This is a genomic window from Bacteroidota bacterium (genome assembly GCA_039714315.1).
In the GTDB taxonomy this organism is placed as follows: Bacteria; Bacteroidota; Bacteroidia; order Flavobacteriales; family JADGDT01; genus JADGDT01.
In genome coordinates, this window is sequence record JBDLJM010000038.1 from 1 (window position 1) to 23272 (window position 23272).

General features: G+C 35.2%; 14 protein-coding genes. 9 read left to right on the forward strand and 5 right to left on the reverse strand.

Translation table 11 applies throughout. The features are described 5' to 3' along the window. From ABFR62_05810 to ABFR62_05825, 4 genes are all read left to right on the forward strand, one after another. The coding region (locus tag ABFR62_05810) for a TlpA disulfide reductase family protein (protein ID MEN8137928.1) at positions 1–1044 on the forward strand (1044 nt) is incomplete at its 5' end. A 7-nt stretch (positions 1045–1051) separates the two neighbouring features. After that, positions 1052–1411: a BlaI/MecI/CopY family transcriptional regulator gene (locus tag ABFR62_05815; protein MEN8137929.1), complete on the forward strand. Its 360-nt coding sequence runs from the start codon at positions 1052–1054 to the stop codon at positions 1409–1411. A 1-nt stretch (position 1412) separates the two neighbouring features. Continuing rightward, on the forward strand, positions 1413–2987 hold the full coding sequence (locus ABFR62_05820) for a M56 family metallopeptidase (GenBank protein ID MEN8137930.1): 1575 nt from the start codon (positions 1413–1415) through the stop codon (positions 2985–2987). Positions 2988–3153: 166 nt separating this feature from the next. Then, positions 3154–4053: a hypothetical protein gene (locus ABFR62_05825; GenBank protein ID MEN8137931.1), complete on the forward strand. Its 900-nt coding sequence runs from the start codon at positions 3154–3156 to the stop codon at positions 4051–4053. 126 nt (positions 4054–4179) lie between these two features. Here ABFR62_05825 and ABFR62_05830 read toward each other — a convergent pair whose 3' ends face one another. The 5 genes from ABFR62_05830 to ABFR62_05850 all read right to left on the reverse strand — a co-directional run bounded on the left by ABFR62_05830 (position 4180) and on the right by ABFR62_05850 (position 12097). Continuing rightward, positions 4180–5088: a DUF2279 domain-containing protein gene (locus tag ABFR62_05830; protein MEN8137932.1), complete on the reverse strand. Its 909-nt coding sequence runs from the start codon at positions 5086–5088 to the stop codon at positions 4180–4182. Between the two features lie 117 nt (positions 5089–5205). After that, positions 5206–8688, reverse strand: coding sequence for an efflux RND transporter permease subunit (locus ABFR62_05835; protein MEN8137933.1), 3483 nt, complete (start codon positions 8686–8688; stop codon positions 5206–5208). Positions 8689–8834: 146 nt separating this feature from the next. Then, complete coding sequence (locus ABFR62_05840; protein ID MEN8137934.1) at positions 8835–9983, reverse strand: efflux RND transporter periplasmic adaptor subunit; 1149 nt, start codon at positions 9981–9983, stop codon at positions 8835–8837. A 123-nt stretch (positions 9984–10106) separates the two neighbouring features. Continuing rightward, a complete protein-coding gene (locus tag ABFR62_05845; protein MEN8137935.1) occupies positions 10107–11471 on the reverse strand; it encodes a TolC family protein in 1365 nt (454 codons plus the stop codon). A 14-nt stretch (positions 11472–11485) separates the two neighbouring features. Beyond that, on the reverse strand, positions 11486–12097 hold the full coding sequence (locus tag ABFR62_05850) for a TetR/AcrR family transcriptional regulator (protein ID MEN8137936.1): 612 nt from the start codon (positions 12095–12097) through the stop codon (positions 11486–11488). Between the two features lie 570 nt (positions 12098–12667). Between ABFR62_05850 and ABFR62_05855 the strand changes: the two genes are divergently transcribed. From ABFR62_05855 to ABFR62_05875, 5 genes are all read left to right on the forward strand, one after another. Further along, positions 12668–12841, forward strand: a complete 174-nt coding sequence (locus ABFR62_05855; GenBank protein ID MEN8137937.1) for a hypothetical protein — start codon at positions 12668–12670, stop codon at positions 12839–12841. A 1013-nt stretch (positions 12842–13854) separates the two neighbouring features. Beyond that, positions 13855–16287 (forward strand): T9SS type A sorting domain-containing protein, encoded by a 2433-nt coding sequence (locus ABFR62_05860; GenBank protein MEN8137938.1) that lies wholly within the window; start codon positions 13855–13857, stop codon positions 16285–16287. Between the two features lie 139 nt (positions 16288–16426). Further along, positions 16427–18151: a T9SS type A sorting domain-containing protein gene (locus ABFR62_05865; GenBank protein MEN8137939.1), complete on the forward strand. Its 1725-nt coding sequence runs from the start codon at positions 16427–16429 to the stop codon at positions 18149–18151. Positions 18152–18238: 87 nt separating this feature from the next. Then, positions 18239–21169: a TonB-dependent receptor gene (locus ABFR62_05870; GenBank protein MEN8137940.1), complete on the forward strand. Its 2931-nt coding sequence runs from the start codon at positions 18239–18241 to the stop codon at positions 21167–21169. A 199-nt stretch (positions 21170–21368) separates the two neighbouring features. Next, positions 21369–23267, forward strand: a complete 1899-nt coding sequence (locus tag ABFR62_05875) for a T9SS type A sorting domain-containing protein (protein MEN8137941.1) — start codon at positions 21369–21371, stop codon at positions 23265–23267. Positions 23268–23272 lie beyond the last annotated feature (5 nt).

Here is a 23272-nt window from a genome sequence, read left to right on the forward strand (position 1 = left end):
GATAGTTTCACAATTACGGGAAATTTCACCAATGTTACGGATAGCACTATGTTTTACCTTACTAATTCCGATAGCGGAATAAAGATTGACAGTGCATTATTATTGAATGGAAAATTATCCATGAAGGGAAAGCTAAGTGAAACACCTGAGTTTTTGATTTTGCAAGCCAGTTTGGGTAAGGAGCATCTGGGGAAGTTTTTATTGATGGGAAATGAAGATGTAAACTTGAGTGGCGATAAGGACGACTTTCCATACCATATAAAAACAAGCGGGTCGGTATATCAACAGGAGGAAGATAAGCTCAATGATCTGGTAAAAGATTTAAGGCAGGAACGCCATGAAATGGTAATGGACTATTTTTCATCTTCCGACAGTATTAAAGAATCTAAAGAGGGTGATTTGATAAAGAATATGAAAAGAATAGATTCTATTACCGATAAAATAACAATTGAATTTATAGGAGAGAACATTAATACTTATGCAGCTTTAAACCAATTATCTTTTTATAAAGATCGAATTGATATTGATACAGTAAAGCAACTGTATGCAAAAATCAATGATGATATGAAAAAAACGAAATATGCTGAACTTGTAAAAGTTTATATAGATAACAAAAAACTGGAAGAAGGGGATGAGTACTATGATTTTGAGGCTTTCAATACAGAAGAAAAACAGGTAAAGCTCTCCGAATTAAGAAAAAAATATACTTTAATAGAATTTACATCGCGATTTTGCGGACCGTGCAGACAGGCACTTCCGGAACTGAAAAAAATTAACAGAGAGTACGGAGAAAATTTATCAATTGTGAGCTTTTCAACCGACAGAAAAAAAGAGGACTGGATAGACCTGGTAAAGGTTGATAGTGCTTCATGGCCGGTTCTTTGGGATGGGAAAGGAAGATATAGTGAAATACAGGTGAGATACGGAGTTAGTGGTGTACCTTCGTTTGTTGTAATTGGTCCTGATAATAAGATTGTGAAAAAATGGACGGGTTATGGAGGGGCAACTATAGAGAGTATTTTAAAAGAGGTAATTAATTTATAGATGAATTATGGACAAACTGACAAACAAAGAGGAAGAATTAATGAAAATTCTCTGGAAAAAGGAGAAAGCATTTGTTAAGGAGATTGTAGCAGAGATGCCTGATCCCAAGCCTCATTACAATACAATGTCGACAGTTATACGAAAACTGGAGGAAAAGGGGTTTGTTGCTCATGAAACTTTTGGAAATACACATCGTTACTTCCCGTTAATAAAGAAGGGCGAGTACCGTAAAAAGTACATGAACAGTGCTATAGAAAGTTACTTTGAAAACTCATACAAAAATGTGGTTTCATTTTTTGCCAAAAATGAAAAGATAAGTGTTGAGGAGTTGAAGGAGATTATAGAACAGATAGAAAAGAACAAATAATATGGAAGAGTTTTTTATTTACTTATTAAAATCGGGTTCTGTTCTTACCGGCTTTTATCTGGTTTACAGGATTTTTTTAAGAAAAGATACATTTTTACTATTTAACAGACACTTTCTAAATGTAGGAATAATTGCCTCGGTGTTAATGCCTCTTGTAAAGAATAAGGTTTATGTAGGGAGTAATTTCTATCCGGGTTATCTTGTAAATAATTTAGAAAAATCATGGGTAATTACAGTTTCTCCGGAGTTTTCATTATGGGATAGTATCTATCATAATTTAGATGTTGTTTACATAGCTGTTTCAGTAGTGTTTATAATGAAAATTGGCATTAATTTATTGTCGTTTTTTGCTTTTGTAAAGCCTTTCAGTAAAGATAAAAGAAACGGGTTCATATATGTAAAAACAGATATTGATATTTCTCCATTTTCTTTTATGAGATATATAGTTTATAATCCTGCTAAATTCACAGAAAAGGAGCTCGAAAATATATTAAGGCACGAAAGAGAGCATTCTAAACAAAAGCACAGTTACGATATTTTGTTAGTAGAACTTCTTAGAGCTTTTCAATGGATAAATCCAATTGCGTGGTTATATAAAAATGCAATTGTTCAGAATTTAGAGTTTTTAGCCGATTCTCGAGCCATAAATGATGTAGAAGGAAATAAAAACTACCAGCTAACAATGTTAAAGCTTAATTCGGCTGGAAGTGAATTTGAGTTAACCAATAACTTCTATGACTCTTTGATAAAGAGAAGAATATCAATGCTCAATAAGCAGAGATCTAAAAGAATTAATATAATGAAAGCAATAATTATAATACCATTACTTATTGTTTTCGTATTTGAATTTAATACAGAAGTTATTGCGCAGGATATTGATCCTGCCAGTATCTCGGTAAAGGGACTTGATTCCAAAAAACCATATATATCCTATGAAGAAGAACCTTTAGTCATAATTGACGGTATTGTCAGCGAATTAGGAGTTGAAGGAATAAATGCTGTGGATGGTGTAAGAGCTGAAGTAATTGAGGGTGACGAAGGGATAAAAAGATATGGTGATGCAGGGAAAAATGGTGTAATATTGATTACTACAAATAAAAATAAACCGGAAAAACAGTTTAACTTTTCCACGGAAAAGAGAGAGAAAAAACATGTTACTGATAAATCTGCAGAACAGGAGGAAGGTGTTTTTAAACATACAGAAATAGAGAATAGTAATGATGGGATAGGCCTGAAATCAAAATATAACAAAACCGATGAAAAAGTAATACCAGCATATCAGGTAGGGAAGGATATTATACGTAATTCAGGCAGAAGATATTACCGTGTAGGTATGCCAATAGAAAAAGCAGATAATGTTTTTGAGGGCAGACCATTAACGTTGGAGAATGCAAAATCTGCGATCACAGCTCCTTTATACATTGTTGATGGTGTAATAAAACAGAATCTTAATCCAAATGAGATTTCTCCTGATGACATTGAGTTTATTAGTGTACTTAAAGGAGAATCAGCTGTTGCAAAGTACGGTGATAAAGGTAAAAACGGAGTTGTAGAAATCACCATGAAGAAAAAGTAAATTCCATAATACATATTAACCTGAGTTCGACTAGATATTTGTCTTAATCACAAGAGGTTACTGCATGTTTATATATGTAGCAGGGATACTTTTGCCCTGATTTTTTACAGGAATATTTAATAAATCATAGAAAAACTAATTATCAATAAACTAAATAAAAAAGAGTATGAAAACAATTGTAGTAATTCCCGCGATATTATTGCTTGGATTTTTATTTAATGCAGATCTTGTTGCTCAGACCGGAAAAGTTAAAACAGGAAGTATGACAGATGTTGATTCTGTCTATCATAAAACAGTTGCAACAGACGATATGAAAGTAGTCATTGGTTTTCCCATAAATCCGGATGAAGCAAATATCATCCCCTCACCCTTATATATTTTAAATGGGGAAATAATGGAAAATATGGATGCAAGAAATATTAAGTCCGACGATATAGAATCGATAGAGGTACTAAAAAACGAATATGCAACAAAAAAATACGGATCGAAAGGTATAAACGGTGTTATGAAAATAACTCTTAAAGATGAGGCTGATATGACACAGTATACAAAAGAGAAATTATGTAAACCTTATGTGTCCGAATCAAAGCCACTTTATTTAGTAAATGGAAAAAGATATGAAGGAGAAGGTTTTCCTCCCGTAAAGAGGGAAGATATTGAGTCTGTCAGTGTTTTAAAAGGAGAAGACGCAGTAAAGAAATACGGTGAAAGAGCAAATGACGGAGCTGTTGAGATATACACTTTTAAAGATGAGGAGTCGAAGAGAAAATCTCAGGAAAAGATTAGGAAACTAAAAGCAGAAGCCGAGAAGAAAGGGGCCACGTCAATAATATATACCGATGATATTCCTGAAGAATACAGGAATGAAAACTATCTTAAAAATATGACTAAAAGTTTAAATACTAAACTGTATGTTATAGACGGGAAAGAATCTACAGTAAAAGAAGCAGAGAAATTGTTGATGGATGATATATATGCTATTGAGATTTATGATATTGAAGAAAAGGCCGTTAAGAAGTTTGGAGAAAAAGGGAAGAACGGAGTTGTGAATATTGTACTTAAATAGAATTTGCATTTTATACCCCTATATGTAGATATACCTCTTAGTTCAGTAAACTTTGAGGTATATTTTAGTATTATAAAGGAAACAACAATAGATTGTTTTAATAAGATGATTTTCTGTCTGTAGAATTTAATAATACATGTATCTGAATATTAAGCCCACTTTGTTATTGTATTCCAGTGCAGGAAAAGGAATCTTAACAAGGTTGATGGCGTTAAAGACCTTCTTTAACCATTTTTTATTGGTTGGGATTCTTGAGAAATCGATATCCAGCGACAACAGGAACTGACGGTATCTTCTTAGGTAAGGAAAAGGTTCTCCCCGATAATCCTTTGGATTCTCAAATTCGTAGATCATTCCGTTGGCACTGTAACCGAAAGCAATATTTAACCAGGGAGGTATTCTTTTACTTCCTGTAATCATGCTAAGGTTAGCCGACAGCCAATAGGTATGGGCATTATAATCAAGGAAGAAACTTTCGATATGGCTTTCTCCCAGATGATGGTGATATTGCGGATATGGACTTGGATAATAGGAGAATTTCATCAGTACAACCTGTTCGTCGAAAAATGCTTCCTGAACAGTAAATAGTCCGGCCCCTATTGTATTTGCGATCATGTCGTACCACGAAAACCCCCAGCCTTCGTATAGCCCGTCAAAGATTTCTATAGGGGTCTGGAAAAGTAATCCTGCGGAACCTCCGTATATCAATGCTTTTTGTTTACTTACTCCCGATTTTCGCAGAGCATTGTACACGATGGAACTTTCCCAATACGTTCCATAGGCATGTCCGGCTTTATCCATTTGCAGGTATCCGTTTGAATCGTCGTAATAATGGAATGGGACTCTTTCGTGATCTTTATACCATATAAACTGTAGAAATGATAATCCGGCAATATAAGCGCCTGCTCCAATACCGACGGTTGTGTACAGCTTAGTTTTGTTTAAGGTGTCAGGATATGTTTTAATCGACTGATATTGTCCGGCTAACCGGATATGTGAAAGAATAATAATAGCTAAAATTACTGTCTTTTTCATAGGGCTTTCCCAGTCAGTTTAGTTTTAATTACAGTTCGCTTAAAAAAATATCATTTGTTGTTCTTGTACTTTGATGCCTGTCTGTGCCTGACTGACGACGATAGGTTTTATCTGGGATTATTCCGCTATTAATCTACTCTGTTTCTTTTCCCATAATTTTGTTTTAGCACGATACATTAAATAGAACATAATCGGAACTATTATCAATGTAAGGAAAGTAGCGAAGGTCAATCCGAAGATAATTGCCCACGACATTGGCCCCCAAAAAACCATGTTGTCGCCGCCAAAGTACCAATTTGGATTGTAATCGGTAAAGGCGGTGAAGAAATTGAAGTTCATACCTGTTGCAAGCGGTAATAAACCTAAAATAGTGGTTATAGCGGTTAGTAATACCGGGCGTAAACGTTTTTCGCCTCCTTCAACGACCATTTCGAAAAGGTGCTCTCTGTTAATAAAGGCATATTTGTCTAATCCCAATTCCAGTTTTTTGTTATCGATGAGCAGGTTTGTATAATCGATTAATACAATTGCGTTGTTTACCACAATTCCTGCAAGCGAAACTATACCAATCATTGTCATCATTATAATAAATGGCATTTGGAATGTTACTAATCCCATTAATACACCAATCAAACTCAGTACTACCGAGCTTATAATAATGAATGGGGTTGAGGTAGAATTAAACTGACCAACCATTATCAGGAATATCAGGAATACTGCAATTAACAGTGCTTTCGATAAAAATGCCATTTCTTTTGCCTGTTCTTCCTGCTGTCCTGTGAACTTTAAACTTATGCCCTGAGGTAATTTGTAATCCTTAAGTTCTTTTTTTATCTCTTTTACAATATCATTGGCATTAGCTCCTTCGGTAACGTTCGAGAAAACAGTAATAAGTCTGTCGAGATCTTTACGTTTAACAGTAGAGAAAGTAGATGTCATTTTTGCATCGGCAACAGACGAAATCGGTACCTGACTTATCTTTCCTGTTGATTGACTTCTAAAGGTAATGAGCTGATCCATGATTGATGATTCGTCAACCCGGAACTGTTCCTGTAGACGAACGTTTATTTCGTAGTTGTCTTCACCTTCTTTATATGTCGATGCCTGTTTCCCGAAAATAGAGGTACGTATAGCATCTCCAATTTGTCCCGTTGAAACATTGAAACGACGTGCTTTTTCCCGGTCAATAATAATCGGCATTTCAGGTTTTCCTCTGTCAACATCAATTTTCAACTCGTCTATTCCGTCGATGCCTAAATTGTTGATAAAGTGTTTAAGCTTTCCGGCCTCTTCCAGCATTACTATGTAATCGTCTCCTCTAAGCTCTATGTTTATGTCGGCACCGGCAGGCGGCCCTTCTCTGTTTTTGTCAACAGTAACAGTTAATCCGGGGAAGCCTTTTACGGCACTTCGTATTTGTTCCAAAACGTCTTTCGACGATATTCCTCTTCGTTCTGAAGTTTCGCGGAATTCTACAGATATTTTGGACTTGTTTGGTGTAGTGCCCAATCCGGGGCCCTGAGTAGGATCGCTGGTTCCCGCTCCAACCTGGGCTATTACCGATTTAACCATGTAATTGTATGGACTTACATTTCCGTTTTCGTCCTCTTCTTCTACGATAAACTGCTCTGTTACTTCAAGTACTTTTTGTTCCAGTTCCCCGGTTGTTTTGTTAGTTACCTCAATGTCTGTTCCGATAGGATATTCGATATAAACGAAAGCCAGTTTCGGTTCGTTACTAGGGAAGAACTCAACTTTAGGAGTGAATATCCAGAATATTACAAATGATAGAATCAGCAATAAGAAAACCCCTATTAAAAGAAATTTAGGCTTGCTTCCTTTCAAAGCAAATTGTAAAGCCTTTGAATATTCTTTTTCCAGGAAGGGCATTAATCTATTTTGGAACCATTTTGTAGCCGGGTTGAGGAAATACATCTGTAGCTGTCCGAGAATTGCAAGAAGAACAGCAATGTTTCCAATTGCAATTAGTGCTTTCGACGAAGTTGCGAAACCGCCTGAAAGGAATAGAATGCCAATTCCTATAAGAGTGGCCGAAATAGTCAGTAATTTTTTCTTAGACATGGGCTTTTCTTCTATTTTCATATAAATAGAGGTAAGCACAGGGTTTATTACCAATGCCACAAATAATGACGATGAAAGCACAATAATAAGAGTAATAGGAAGGTATTTCATAAACTCACCCATCATACCGGGCCATACAGCCAGAGGTAGGAAGGCCGCCAGTGTTGTAGCAGTTGATGCAATAATTGGAAGTGCCACCTCGGCAACTCCCTGCTTGGCTGCCTCTATCGGTTTAACTCCTTCGCTCATGTGCCTGTAAATATTTTCCACAACCACAATTCCGTTATCAACCAACATTCCCAGTGCCATTATCAATGAGAAAAGCACCATCATATTAAGCGTTACTTCCATGTAACTTAGTATAACAAACGAAAGGAACATAGACATTGGTATTGCTATACCTACAAAAAGAGCATTTCTCAATCCGAGGAAAAACATTAGCACACCAATTACAAGCAGCATACCCATAATGATTGAATTTTCGAGCTCAGCAACCTGTTTTTTAGTATGGAACGACATGTCGTTTGTTATTGAAATACTCAGGGTTTCAGGGAAAATCTCTGTTTTGGCTTCATCCAAAATTTCATTGATTTTATCCGATGCTTCGATAAGGTTCTCACCCGAGCGTTTCATTACATCGAGCATTACTACCGGGCTTTTGTATTCGCGGGCGTAACTCTCCTTTTGTTTTTCCTTGAATTCAACAGTAGCAATATCTCTCAGGTAAACTATTTCCTGATTTTCCTGTTTAACTATTATATCCCCAATCTCTTCAGGATTGTTAAATTCTCCTATTACTCGTAGGTTTCTTCGAATTCCGTTCGAGATCAGGTCTCCTCCCGATATAGTCATATTTTCGAATTGTATTGCCTGGGCAATATTGTCGAAACTAATTTGAAGCGATTCCATCAGATACTTGTTAACAGCAACTTCAACCTCTTTTTCCTGAATACCCCTAATTTCTACCTTTGTAATTTCACTTATTGCTTCTATCTTATCTTCGAGATATTCGGCATATTCTTTAAGCTGATCCAGAGTAAAATCTCCCGAAAGGTTGATATTCATAATGGGCATCAGCTCGTTTATGTCCTGTTCAAAAATATCGGGGTCGGCCGGTAAGTCGGTAGGGAAGTCTTTGTCGCTCTTAGCCCTGTCAACTTTGTCTTTTACTTTTACCAGGGCATCATCGGGCGAAATGCTGAAATCGAACTCAACTATTATCATCGAAAAGCCCTGAACCGATGATGAGGTAATTTTTTCTATTCCCGATATTCCGTTTAATTCTTTTTCGATTGGCCTGGTGATTAGTTTTTCGATATCCAGAGGACTGTTTCCGGGATATACGGTTGTGATATATATTGTAGGCGTAACAACCTGTGGGAATGTTTCGCGGGGCATACCCAAATAACCAACTAATCCTGCCATAAAGATTATAAAGGTCAGCACAAGTACAGTTACTTTATTATCGACCGAATAGGATGATAATTTAAACTCTTTTATTTTGTGTTTTATATCCATCGTATAATGTTGTTTTTGACGTCATTCTGAGCGAAGTGAAACGTAGTCGAAGAATCTGTTCAATAGATCAAGAGATCTCTCTACTACACTGCCCCTGCCTTCCTGCGTTTGGCAGGTAGATTTCGGTCGGGATAACTACTGTATTTTTATTGAACTTTTACCATCTGTCCGTTTTGGATATTTCTCGATCCCTTATCAACTACAAGCAGTCCGGCTTCCAGACCATTGTATACAATAGTTTCCCCTTTGTAGGATGGGCCTTTTTCTATTATGACTTTTTTTACCGGAGCACTTTCTTTTCCTGATTCTACGGTGTAAACATAACTGGTTCCGTCGGGCGAATTAAGGATTACGTTCGAAGGAATAATAACCCCGGTTTTTTCTAAATCCATTAAATTAACAACGGCAATCTGATTCGGCTTTATATTACGCTCACTGTTTGGAACATCGAGTATTACCCTAAAAGTTCTGTTGCCCGGTTTTATAAAGTTTCCGGTCATTTTTACTTCTGTTTTTACCGGCGAGTTTAGATTTGGAAGATCAACAATTGCAGGAGTTCCTTTGTTGATTTTGCTTAGATATTTTTCAGAAACATCGGCTTCTATATAGGTGTCGTCAAGGTTTATTAACCTAAGAGCAGGTACATTTGGAGCCGACATTTCGCCTTCCTTTACAAAAATCTCGTCAATAATACCCGAGAATGGAGCTGTTATTCGCATTTGCTCGAGCTGGGCATCGATGGCTGCTTTTTTACTCTGCATTGATTCGTAATTGGTTTTAGCCTGCAGGTATTGTATTTCGGAACCAATATTTTGCTCCCATAACTTCTTTTGTTTTTTATAAGTTGTTTCGGCTAACTGTAAAGCACTCTCTATCTCCTTTTTTGTCTTTTTAATTACCTCACTGTCGTATTTAATAAGCTCCTGTCCTTTTTTTACTTTCTGTCCTTCAACAACAGATACCTTATTAATCAAACCTCCCATTTCGGGATACATCGTAATATTTTGATCAGAGTTAACATTACCCTGTACTTTAATGTAATGTTTAAAGTTTTTCAACTCCGATTTTACGGTGCTTACTATGTACAGGTTTTTGTGCGGATCTAATTCGCTGATTTTTCTTTCAACCGATTTAAGTTCTGCATTTATATTTTTGAATTCGGTTTTAAGTGAATCTCTTTTGGCTTTAAGCTCTGTTAGAGAATCAGTTTGTTCGCTTTTCTTTTCGCTGCATGAGTTTAGTGAAAGTGTAATTGAAACTACTATTAGGATTGGAATGATGATGTTTTTTTTCATTTGTATATTGTTGAGTCGGAAGCCGGAAGACCGATGACCGATGTTGTTAAATATTTATTTTAAACAATCACTATTTTTGAACTACTTTCTGTATTTAAATTCCTGTCTCCCGCCTTCCGTCTTTTACTCTTCTTCAAACTTCATCAACATTCTATCCAGTGCAGCCTTAGCCTGTATCAGGGCAAATATCGACTGTATATATGAACTTTGTGTGTTGAACATCTGTGTTTCGGCATTAGAGAGATCCAGGCTGCCGGACATGCCTTCAAAATATTTTATCTCTTCTTTTTTTCTGATCTTAGTAGCAAGATCCATATTGTCTTTTGCTGTATGAAACTGATTTACTGATGATAAATATGCATTTTTTGACTTCTCTACATCGAGTATTAGTTGTTGTTCGGTTTCCACTCTGGTAGTTCTGGCTTTTTCTAGTTCTATTTTTGCCTGTTGTACCTTTGAATGTCTTTGGAAAGAACTGAATATAGGAACATTAAGACTTAATCCAACTACTTGTGCTCCATACCATTCCTGTGAAGACTGAAAAAAGGAAAAGTCGTTCGAAAATGCATCCTGTTTAGTATTATAGAATGCATTAATACTTGGCAAATATTTCGATTTTTCCAGTTTCTTTAATAGTACCTGTGATTTGACCCGGTTGTTCTGAATCAGAATATCTATGTTGTTTTCAAGGCTTAATTGTTTTTCAACAATCGACGGGTTAATATTTTCGAGCAACAGTTGTTCTATTCCGTCTTCAAGTTTCAACGGGGAGTTAATATCCATACCTAATGTAAACTTCAGCATTTGCATATTGGTGTCATAGGCACGTTCTGCATTGAAAAGTAAATTTTTCGTGGATGACAGAAGAATCTGCAATTGTTCAACATTCTGTTCTTCTGATAAGCCATTTTCGAAATAAGCTTTTGTTTCTTTTAGGTTTCTTTCTAAAGTCTCAACATTAGAATTCAGTATTATAACAGTTTCCTTACTTAAAATAACTCCTCCATAGGCATTTGTTACTGCTTCGTCGATTAAGGTCTCCGATTTTTTCTCGGCCAATTCCGAAATCTTCTTGTAGGTTTGGGCTGATTGTAACCCTACAATGTATGAACCATCAAATATTAATTGGCTTACCGAAATAGAGCCACTTGCCGTATGAGGTGACCCCATCTGAATATACATTGTAGCCTCAGAGCCATCAGGTTGAGTCATTTTTAAAGGCATGGTTCCTACAATTAAGTTATTATTATAGTCAATTTTTCCATCAACATGAGGTAAGCCTATCGCTGTAGTCTCCCATACTTTTTTATCTGCTGCAGTAACATCCAGTCTGGCATTTTTCATCTTGTAGTTATTCTTCAGAGCATAGTCTCTAGCCTGAGAAAGGCTTAAGCTGAGAGTATCGGATGTAGTTTCCTGAGCTGATAATTTGAACTGAAACAGTATCAGTGTAATGAATATAGCGGTTAATTTTAATTTGGCGGACATATAAATAATCGGGTTTAATATTCTCTTAATTTACTTTCAATGAACGATAAGCCCTTGTAGGAGGCAATTCCCCGTAAGTGATAGATGAGGTATTCGTGTTTTATTTTTCGCAGATCAAACTCATGGGGATCAAAAATATCTGTATCACTCAAAAGATGACTAAAGTAGTAATCGATATTGGCTATGAAATTTATATTTAAATCTCCTCTGTATAATCCGTCATTAATACCTCTTCTGAGGTTATCTTTTATCATGTTGATAATTGCCTCTTTTTGCCGGTCGTGAAGTTTTTTATGAATATCCGGATAAAATTTCTGAAACTGGTATATAGAAGACCGATCGATACCGGTGACAATATCACAAACTATTTTTTCTATTTCCAACAGCTCGGTTATAGGGTCTAATTTTTTCTTTAGCAGATCGTTTATTGTTTCCAGAATCTGATCGGAAATTGCGAAGCTTGTTTTTTCTATTAAGTCGTGTTTGTCTTTAATTACAGTGTATAGCGTTTTTTTAGATATTCCCAATTGCTTTGAGATATCATCCATGGTAATGCTTTTTACACCATACTTTATAAAGATACCTTTTGATATTTCTATAATTCTGTTTAGAAGTTCTTCATTCATGATTCTGGTATTATTATTACAGTTTTGGTATTGTGATCATAAAAATATGGAAACTTTGAAAACAATACAAGTTTCCATTGTGAAAGAATGTTGAAATTTCTGATTTCTGATTAAAAATTACTTCAAAAGGTTAACAAAAACTCATTTTAGATTTTGATTTTAGTAGATAGACCTCCAAATGGTATTTGTGTAATAACTGTATATAGTAATAGTTGATAAGTGAAATACAGTTTAGCTATTTATATATTGAAAAAAAATGTACGATAAATATGAAATAGCAAAAGCACTTGGCTTTAATATATTTCAGGTGAGTGAAAAATTATAATTTAGTGCTCTTCAAAAACATACAATCGATTGCATGTTTAAGCCCTAATGTAGATAAATTATTGAAATGAATAAATATATACAATTAGTTATTTTTTTTCTACAATCAGTATAAACCTTAATGCGCAGAATGATAAGTTGAATTTAGAAAAAGTAACAAGTCCAAGGTTTGAATTAACTGATAAGGTTTGGCCAACAAATCATGGATAATCAGGTGTTTGCCTTTGGAAAGGAGATAATCTGGCTGTGTTTACTTTAACTATTGATGATAATCCGATATATGATCCGGAGTTTTGGAAGTCTATGCAACTTAAGTATGGATTTAACTTTACATGGTTTGTGATAACAGAGGCTGAAAATAACACCTATAATGTAAATGACTGGCCTGCATTTATTGAACTGGAATCTTTAGGGAATTAGGTTCAGGGGCATGATGACAGAAATTGGTATAACGAGTCTCCTGAGGGAGTTAAGAATACTACACTAGAAGAATATTATTTGCGATTAAAAGCAACTCAGGATAAGGTTGATTCAGAAATAGTTGAATCACTGTGTTTAACATACGCTTACCCATACGGAGAAAGGGTGAATCTGAAGTAAATAAACTATTTATATCTGCAAGAGGAACTTTTGGGGTACTTAATAAAGCTAATATGTTAATTATATAAATGTAAATTCGGGTTCTAGTCCTCATATTACTAAAACTCCTGAAAATTACATTCCAACTTTTGTAAACAAGACTTTTACTTTATGGGGTTACAACTATTATAGAGGTTGGGAGAGTACGCACTTCCATAGTGTTAGCGACCAAGCGAGAAAAGATGGCGCAAAAGTTTTGTTACAATATTTAGCCAAGGAAGATTTTTTGGTGGAAACTTACACACGGGTAGCTCAATATAGAAGTATATGCCATCACAGGGCAGAAGGTTTACTGTTAATTATCTAGAGCTAATGCAAATAGATTGAATATTAACCTTGGGTCCGATATAGGGAAAGGAGTTTATCTGTTAAGAATTAGCGATGCAAATTCAGCTTATTCAAAAAGAATTTTGGTTGATTAAGTTTGATAAGTATCTTTTATAAATCTGCATAAATCGTGTAGTTTTTTTTTAATACAATAAAGATATTGTTGTTTTTCGCTTAGAAAACTAAAGTTTTTTTAAAGCTATCTTATTATGATATATTATCTTAAGGTGTTTTTTTCAAAAACGTCGCTCCGGATATGAGTAAATTGAACAACAAACTACTTAGTGTTGTATGTACACCATGACATTTTCGTCTATTTTGAGTTTTAAATACCAGAAAAATAAGGAATTAAAATATTTTTTTATTTTTATTGGCTAATAGATACATATTGTTATCTTTGAGAACTACAATCGATTGTATTATACAATCGATTGTAAAGAAGAATAATTAACTAAAAATTTATTAATATGATGTTAAATTTACGTAAAGGTTTATTGGGCCTAGCTTTTTTAGGAGCACCATTAATGACCATGGCTCAAACAACTATTGATGTTGCAGCCAGTAGTGAGGATGCTAGTGTCATTGAGACTACAGCAGCAGCTGATGGCGCTGTGACAAATGCAGTTCAAAACTGGGTAGGATGGGTAGGAGCCGATAACATTGCTGATGGTGATGATGCTATAAGAAGATGTTATGTTATTCCATTTAAATTACCGGAAGCAGAAGCTGGTGTTGTTATTGAATCTGTTTCTTTAGAGGCTACAGTAGGATTAATCAGAGATTGGTTCCCATTAGGTAATGTAGCAGATTTATATGCTATTGCTGGAGCAAGAGCTGAAGCACTTCCACTAGGTACAGATTATTTTAATGGTGCATATAACACAGATGATACTGATGCTGTAGCTATACAGCAAGGTTTTGTGGTTAAAGCCACTGACGCAGGTGTTGCTGACAATCCAACAGCTCCATTCACAACAAGTACAGATGCTAATGCATTATTAAAAACTTTTATTCAAGGACAGTATGATGCTGGTAATGCAGGGAAGTATGTATTTTTGAGAGTAAGTACGGAGCATATTATCGGTTGGCAGAGAATGGAATTCTCAACAACTGATCTTCCAGTGCTTTCAATTACTGGAGATGATAAATTAGTTGGAGCACCAAATACTCCTCCTGTATTAGAAGATATCGAGGATGTAGTAGCAAGTACTGTATCTAGTACAAGTGTTGCTTTAGACGTAACTGATGCAGAAGAGGATGCAGGTGCTTTAGTTGTTTCTGTAACAAAAGCTGACGGAAGTGAAGCTACAGGAATGCTTGTTGAAAAACACTGGAATGGAAGTATTCATTTCATTACAATTGATGGATCTGTGGCTACTGCAGGTGATTACGAAGTTACTGTTACTGATGCTGCCGGAGCTACTGCAGTTAAGACAGTGACTGTATTAGTTGATGATACAGGAGCTAATATCAGTGGACGTAACTGGCCTAGTGTTTCTATGGGAGATCATTCAGGAGTATTTACTAAGTCAATTAAAGTTACTCCTAACGGAAGTGACCTTGATGCTGGTGTAACTATGTCAGAAGGAGAACTTGGACCTGATTCATGGGGAGATTGTTCAGTAATCGTTAGATTTAAGCCTGATGGAACTTTTGATGCTCATAATGGTGTTACTTATGCTAGTGATGCAGCAATAACTTACGAAACAGGAGTTGAATACACAATGGATTTCACTGTTGATGTACCAAACAAAAAATATACAGTATCTATTACACCGGCTGGAGGTACAGCTACAGTTTTAGCTACTGATTATGGTTTTAGAAACCAGAACGTTGAAAAATTAGATCATGTTATGCTTGCTGCATATATCAGATCTTATACTCTTGAAGTGAAAACTTCTCCGGTATTAGCTGATATCGAAGATGTAGTAGCAAGTACTGTATCTAGTACAAGTGTTGCTTTAGACGTAACTGATGCAGATGAGGATGCAAGTGCTTTAGTTGTTTCTGTAACAAAAGCTGACGGAAGTGAAGCTACAGGAATGCTTGTTGAAAAACACTGGAATGGAAGTATTCACTTTATCACAATTGATGGTGCAGTTGCAACTGAAGGTGAATATGAAGTTACTGTTACTGACGCTGATGGAGCTACTGCAGTTAAGCCATTTAATTTATTGGTTGATGCAACAGGTACTTTTATTAGTGGACGTAACTGGCCAGCTGCAGGATTAGCGGGTGATAATACAGGAGTGTTTACTAAATCACTTAAAGTTATTCCAAACGGAAGTTCTCTTGATGCAGGTGTTACAATGTCAGAAGGAAAACTTGGACCTGATTCTTGGGGAGATTGTTCGGTAATTGTTAGATTTAAGCCTGATGGAACTTTTGATGCTCATAATGGTGTTACTTATACTAAAGATGCTGACATTACTTACGAAAGTGGAGTAGAGTACACTATGGACTTTACGGTAGATGTTCCTAACAAAACTTATACAGTATCTATTACTCCTGAAGGCGGTACAGCTACAGTTTTAGCTACTGATTATGGTTTTAGAAATCAAAATGTTACACAGTTAGATCATGTTATGCTTGCTGCTTACATAAGATCTTATACTCTTACTGGCGATGATCTTTTGTCTAACGAGCTTATTAAGTTATCTGACTTATCTATATACCCTAACCCGGTAACCAATGGTGTATTTGCAATTGAAACTCCTGATTCTGGATCTGCATTTACTTTAGATATTATTGATGTATCAGGTAAGGTTGTGTATAATAAAGTATTTACAAAAACTTCTAAATCTGTAATAGTTTCGGATGCTAATCTTAATTCCGGACTATATATTGTGAAGTTATCATCAGAGCGTGCATTTTCTACGCAGAAGTTGGTGGTTAAATAATATGTAATGTTCACATGCACAATATGTTAACGAAGTGTTGTTATCATATTGTGCATGTTAAAAATTTAAGATTTTAAAAAAAAAACCTTAAATTTATAGTGTCAATATTTTTTGGTTATTAATTAAATATGTTATTAATATGAATAAGATTTATTCGTTGTTTGTGTCATTATTATTTTTGACAACATCAACATTGAATGCACAGGAATTTTTAGATGTTCCAATGTGGGATGGTACTCCGGAAAACACTCTTGATCAGGTTATCCTAAAGGATACTACTGATGCAGGAGAAAGAATTGAAAACCGTGTTTACCGCCTTGAAAGAGGAGCTTTTTATGTGATGAACCAAACCTTGGCATTAACTTCTTCTTTTGCAATGGTTTCTGCAGGAGATGAGAGTTTACGTCCACCGGTTATCATTAGAGGTGAATATAGTTCAGGAGATCCGGTTGGGGGATTCTTTATTTTTAACGGTAGTGATAATAACTACTATTTCGAAAATATATTTTTTAGTGCTCTTGATTTTGATGATCCAACTACATACGATGCGCAATGGACTTTTGCTGTTGCATTTAAGGGAAATAATTCACATATCGAACTACAGGGATGTATCTTTAATGGTTTCCAGGGGCAAACAATCCAGACTTCAGGAATAGGTAATACTATATACCTAAGTGATAATATATTTAGAAATGGTAATAATAAGTATCACCCTTTTGTTGGTCAACAAACTGGTTTCGGGAAACAACAAATAAATAGCCTTATTTTAACAAACAATACATTTTTCAACAATACATCATTTTTATTATTTGTTGAGGGAGGTCAGGGCTTAGTTGACAGAGCTGTTGTAGAGCACAATACTTTTTATACATCAATGATCGATGGTATAAGAATGATTGATATGGTGAATCTACAGAGTAGAAGTAATTTATATTATGCTGTTGGTGCATATGGAGATAATGCAAAATCACAGGAAGAAGCATGGTATCCTCCTGTTGATGGAGAACTTGCAATTAACTCTTTTGCAGTAGTTAAAGAAGGTTTGATGACTGCTGCTGGTCTTACAGAGGCTGATAGAGTAATAGAAATTACAAATAATGCTTATTTTACTCCATCTGCAATTTCTGACTACCAGACTCAATTTGGTTTGACAGGTGCTGTTTGGATTAACCCAGTATCACAGCCTATGTTTGATGATGCTACAGCTTATCCTAACTTATCAGATACTGATAATTTAAATATTGACCCTAAATTTGCAAATACAGCAGTTAATACCTGGACTGTAGATGAATTGGCAACAGCATGTACTGAATTACGTGAGACTGCTGGTACGGCTGGATGGGGAACTAATACGAGTAGAAGAAATATCGATGAAGATTTAGGTGAATCAGGAATGATTATGGTTGACTGGCCTTTAGTAGAAGGTAATCACGAAATTACTGAAGCTTCATTATTAACAGCCGGTCATGATGGTTTACCTGTTGGAACTCTTAACTGGAATGCCTCTAATAGAGGTCAATACAGCTACCCTGAAGGAGTAGAAGGAATGTTGAGACTTTCTATGTTTGGGGGGTTATCTGTTAATGATAAATATTTCACTGAGATGGGTTACAAATTGAACAGTTACCCTAATCCTGTTAAAGAAACAGCTAATATCGAATTCGAACTTCCTAAAACGGCAAATGTTACTATCTCTGTATACAATATTATGGGACAGAAAATAGAAGATATTACAAGTGCATCCTTTACTAAAGGAAAACATGTTGTAAGTTGGGATGCTAGTGGTGTACCTGCCGGTATATTTATTTATAAATTGGAGACTGAGGAAGTTACTCAATCTCGTCAAATTATTATTAGAAAGTAAAATTGTATTATTTTCAACAATAGTAGGAGAATTTGTTTTTCTTGCTGTTGTTGAAAATATTTTATTATCAATTTAGCGACGAATTATATGAAATTTTCAGTGGAGAAAAACACTATAGTATTATCCATACTATTTACATTGTTTTTTGGAGGTGTATATGCACAGGATGCATATATAAGTGGAGTGATAACGGATAAAGCAACGGGCGAAACATTAATTGGAGCCAATGTAGTATTAGAAGGAACCATTATTGGTGTATCTACCGACTTAGATGGAAGTTATATACTGTCGGGTGTTACACCTGGAGATTATAATGTGTCAATTACCTATATAGGTTATGAAGATGTGGTCAAGTCAATATCATTAAAAGCCGGCGAAAAATTGAAGTTAGATGTTTCGCTTGGTTATGGCGGGGCAGTTGGTCTGGATGAAGTTATAGTTACAGCACAGGCAAAAGGGCAAATGAATGCGATTAACCAACAGTTAAATTCGCAATCTATTACAAATGTTGTTTCTGCCGAGAAAATGCAGGAATTACCTGATGCTAATGCCGCTGAAACCTTAGGGAGACTTCCGGGAGTTTCTGTAAACCGTGTAGGTGGAGAAGGGAATAAAGTTGTAGTTAGAGGTTTATCGCCAAAGTACAATAGAATTACTATGGAAGGTGTTCAAATGGCATCATCAGGTGATGACAGAAGTACAGATATATCTGCTATATCGCCTTATGCACTTGATGGTATTGAGGTTTATAAAGCTGCAACTGCCGATAAGAATGGTGAGTTCATTGGAGGAATGGTTGAATTCAAACTTCGTGAAGCCCGTTCGGGATGGAATAGTGATCTTGTTGCACAAATGGGCTACAACGATCTTAAAGGTACCTTTAGCGATTATTTAATAAATGGTAGCGTAAGTAACAGATTCTTTGATGATCAACTTGGTGTTTATCTTCAGGCAAATGCCGAGAAAAGAAACCGAAGTGCCAATGGGATGACAGGTTCTTATGAAATGAAAGGTAACCCTGATCCTGCACTTACAGGACAAGAGGTACTTACTACAGGAGCCTCTCTTACTGATGTTTTTCGACAAAAAGAAAGACTAGGAGGGACTCTTGTATTAGATTATAGATTAGAGGAAGGTTCTATTAAGTTTAAGAACTTCTATAGTGGAAGTAATACATCTAAAGATACTTACGGTGAAGTTGTTAATTCAAATTTTCAGGGAAAACTTTATACTGATACCAGAACAGGACAACGTGCCAGGTACGAATCGCAATCATTTAGTAATATATTAAGCTACTCACAAGTATTTAATAAGTTAAAGGTTGAAGGTAAAGTATCGCATACCTATTCAAAAAGTGAAACTCCGTATCAGATCGATGCCTATTACCTTCAAGATGCGAATGTATTTGAAGATGATTTTATTGTTACGCGCCTGGATCAGCATATAACACCTTCAGAAGTACTTGATAACGTTCAGTCGGATGAAACGATTTCATATTTACAAAAAATTACAGAAAGAAGTTCTGTTAACGACGAAAGACAGTTAGGAGCTTCTTTTGATTTAACATATAATTTTAATATCAACGAAAATTTAGGTGGTTTTGTTAAGGCAGGTGTAGATTCTCGTAAAACTACAAGATCAAAAGATCAAACTGCCTGGGGATCAGATCTTATTATTCGAGGTGGACGAAATACTTCCCAGCTTTGGGAGGCAATTCCTGAATTAGGTTCAGGTTCCGGTCCAATACCATTCGAACGTGCTAATGATCCTGATTTTGACCATAGAGACTATATGGATGGTAGATATAGTATGGGATCTGTTGTTGATTTAGATTTAATGGAAAGAATGTTGGATGTAATGCAGGCAAATGGCGAAAATGGAGACCAATATCCTTATGATAGAACATCAAAAACTGATGACTATTCCGGAGATGAGTTATATCTTGCTTCTTATATTTTAACCGAATTAAATATAGGTAAATCTATTAAGTTCATTCCGGGTGTTAGATATGAAAAGAATAAAACTGAATATTCCGGAGCTTATGGTATTACTGATCTTGCTTTACCGGAAAGAGTATACCCTAGTATTGATTCAGCAGTAACAAGAGAAAATAGTTACTTGTTGCCAATGATACATTTAAAATATAAGCCAAATGATTGGTTTGATGTTAGGTTGGCATATACTCATACTCTTGCCAGACCAAATTATTATCAATTCGCACCGAAAATGGATAAGTACATGCCAGGTCAGCTTGTTAATTATAACAATCATAATTTGGTGCCTGAATTTTCTAAAAACTGGGACGTATATTTCTCGTTCCACTCAAATCAGCTTGGACTTTTAACAGTTGGTGGATTTACTAAGGAAATTGAAAACATGATTTTCAATACTGGCCGTAGAGTTATTTTAGATCCGTCGGAATATGGTTTTGATGATAGTTACAAAAACATGGCTATTTATACTGCAAAGAATAGTAAGGACATTGCTAATATGTATGGTTTAGAGTTCGATTGGCAATCGAATTTCTACTTCCTTCCCGGTGCCTTAAAGGGCTTAGTTATGAATATTAACTATACACATATTTTTTCAGAGGCTCAATATCCTTACACGATCGTTACTAAAGAGCTTGTTGACCCGTCGCAACCGTGGCTGGGATATGTAACATCTCAGGAAGATTTTACCTATACAGGTAATTTGGTTGATCAACCGGAAGATATAATTAATGTTGGTTTAGGTTATGACTACAAAGGGTTCTCTACCAGAATCTCTATGATGTATCAATCTAAAATATTCAAATCTCCAAATAGATTTAGGGAATTGAATACTTACAATGAAGAATATTTACGTTGGGATTTTTCTGCTAAGCAGAAGCTGCCTTGGCATGGTCTTGAATTATACACTAATATAAATAACTTCACTAGTGCTAAAGAGATAACCGTTGTTTCTCGTACAGGATATGATTCAGGTCTTTCAAATTACGGAATGACTGTTGATTTTGGTCTTAGATGGAGATTGTAATTTAAGAGTAAAAAGTTAGTTAAAATATAAAAAAAGGTTATAATACTTATATTATAACCTTTTTTAACTTATTAGTCTTGTGCTATATCTGGCATGACTTTTAACGTATATTGATTTGATACTAGTTGAAAATATACTTGCGATTTTATTCGATAGTATATTTTTTAACTGGTAGCGTAAATAGTTAATTTATGATAATATGAGATCTATAAAAAGAATAAGTACCCTATTGGCGTTAATTATTTTTTCTACAGTAAATTTATTTGCTACAGAATATTATTTCGATCCTGTTAATGGATCATTAGGCAATGATGGTAGTAAAGGAAGTCCTTGGGGTAAATTTGAAACACTTCCATACCTTATGAAGTCATTTAAGCCTGGAGATGTGTTGTATTTATTAAGTGGAGCACACGGAGAACCGTCTATTAGTACAAGTAATTCTGATTATGTTACAGTTAAAGCCTTAGAAGGTGAAACACCAGTAATTTCGTCTATCTTATTAAAGAGTGGTAAATATTGGGCATTTGATGGTATTACTTTTTCGGCTGATGGTTCAGGAGGAGCGTTTACCAGACCTTATATTATAGAAGCAAAAGAAAACTTCTCTAATCTAAAAATCACTAATTGTACAATTCAATCTGCAGATGATATTAGTACATGGACAAAATCTGATTGGTATACATATGCTAAGGATGGTTTAATGCTTTTTAGTGATAATGTTATCCTAAAAAACAATACGATTAAAAATACAATGTTCTCATTAGAAGTTGTTGGAGATTATTACGAAGTAAAAAATAATCTAATTGATAATTTTGGAGGTGATGCTATTAGAGCCTTAGGAAATCACGCTGTTTATGAAGGTAACACTATTAGAGATGCTTATGTCCAGGATTATGCTGTAAATCATGACGATGCTATACAAATGTATGATAGATACGATGTCTATAACGGTGTATTGGATGATTTAGTTTTTAGAAATAATAAGATATATAGTTTTTTAGATCCTATTACTGATTTTATTAAGGATAACGATCTTGTAGGATATTATATGCAATCAATTATTGTTACTGATGGAAATATTACTAACAGTATATTTGAAAATAATTTGATTGTATCTGATCATCGCCACGGAATTACATTATCTGGTGCAAAAAACTGTTTAGTGCAAAATAATACAGTTGTAAAATCTCCTTACAATGCAAGTAAAGATTTGAATTCTGCTCCTATAATATGGTTGCTGAACTCAAAAAATGGTACAACTACCGAAGGTTGTACTATTAGAAATAATCTTGCAAGTGATTATGCTTTTGCTTTCAATGATACAAAAAATTCTACTGAGACAAACACTACCGTAGGTCGAACAGCTCTAACAAGTTACTATAACGACTATGCCAACTTCGATTTTACATTAAAGTCAACGAGCTCTGCAATCGATACAGGGACAAATACAGATGTTGCAATTTTCGATAACGATTGGCTACCTAGAGTATCAAATGGTACTGTTGATCTTGGAGCTTTTGAATTTCAACATGTTGCTGATAATGATGCTCCAACCTTAGTTGGCGCAGATGATACTGATGTAATAAATGAGGTTGTTGTTGTATTTGGAGAAGTAATCACAATGTCTAGTGCCGAAAATACATCTAACTACTCAGTTTCTGATAATATAAATGTAATTAGTGCCACGTTGAGCGAAGATCGCTTATCGGTAACTTTGCAAACAACCAGCCTGTCGGGTAATGTTACATACACTTTAACAGCCTCTAATATTTCTGACCCTACCGGCAATATAGCTTCAAGTCTTGAAGATACATTTAAATATACAGGTTCTTTGGCATTAGAATCTGATGCTGTAAACAGTATTGATATATATCCAAATCCTTTGAGATCAGGCAGCAATTTTTCTGTCAATACAAATGGCTTATCAGGTAAGGAAACTCAGTTGGTAATTTACGATATTACGGGACAGGTTATTGCCAGAGAGTTTATTGGCTCAGCAACTATATACCAGTCTAAATCTAATCTAACTAAAGGTCTGTACATCATATCTTTGGTTGCTGGAGATGTTTCTATAAGTCAGAAACTAATTGTACAATAGTATAT

Excerpts from the sequence above, each read along its gene's own strand:
- ABFR62_05815 (MEN8137929.1), top strand. The coding sequence starts at position 1,052 with ATGGACAAACTGACAAACAAAGAGGAAGAATTAATGAAAATTCTCTGG.
- ABFR62_05820 (MEN8137930.1), top strand. The coding sequence starts at position 1,413 with ATGGAAGAGTTTTTTATTTACTTATTAAAATCGGGTTCTGTTCTTACC.
- ABFR62_05825 (MEN8137931.1), top strand. The coding sequence starts at position 3,154 with ATGAAAACAATTGTAGTAATTCCCGCGATATTATTGCTTGGATTTTTA.
- ABFR62_05830 (MEN8137932.1), bottom strand. The coding sequence starts at position 5,088 with ATGAAAAAGACAGTAATTTTAGCTATTATTATTCTTTCACATATCCGG.
- ABFR62_05835 (MEN8137933.1), bottom strand. The coding sequence starts at position 8,688 with ATGGATATAAAACACAAAATAAAAGAGTTTAAATTATCATCCTATTCG.
- ABFR62_05840 (MEN8137934.1), bottom strand. The coding sequence starts at position 9,983 with ATGAAAAAAAACATCATCATTCCAATCCTAATAGTAGTTTCAATTACA.
- ABFR62_05845 (MEN8137935.1), bottom strand. The coding sequence starts at position 11,471 with ATGTCCGCCAAATTAAAATTAACCGCTATATTCATTACACTGATACTG.
- ABFR62_05850 (MEN8137936.1), bottom strand. The coding sequence starts at position 12,097 with ATGAATGAAGAACTTCTAAACAGAATTATAGAAATATCAAAAGGTATC.
- ABFR62_05860 (MEN8137938.1), top strand. The coding sequence starts at position 13,855 with ATGATGTTAAATTTACGTAAAGGTTTATTGGGCCTAGCTTTTTTAGGA.
- ABFR62_05865 (MEN8137939.1), top strand. The coding sequence starts at position 16,427 with ATGAATAAGATTTATTCGTTGTTTGTGTCATTATTATTTTTGACAACA.
- ABFR62_05870 (MEN8137940.1), top strand. The coding sequence starts at position 18,239 with ATGAAATTTTCAGTGGAGAAAAACACTATAGTATTATCCATACTATTT.
- ABFR62_05875 (MEN8137941.1), top strand. The coding sequence starts at position 21,369 with ATGAGATCTATAAAAAGAATAAGTACCCTATTGGCGTTAATTATTTTT.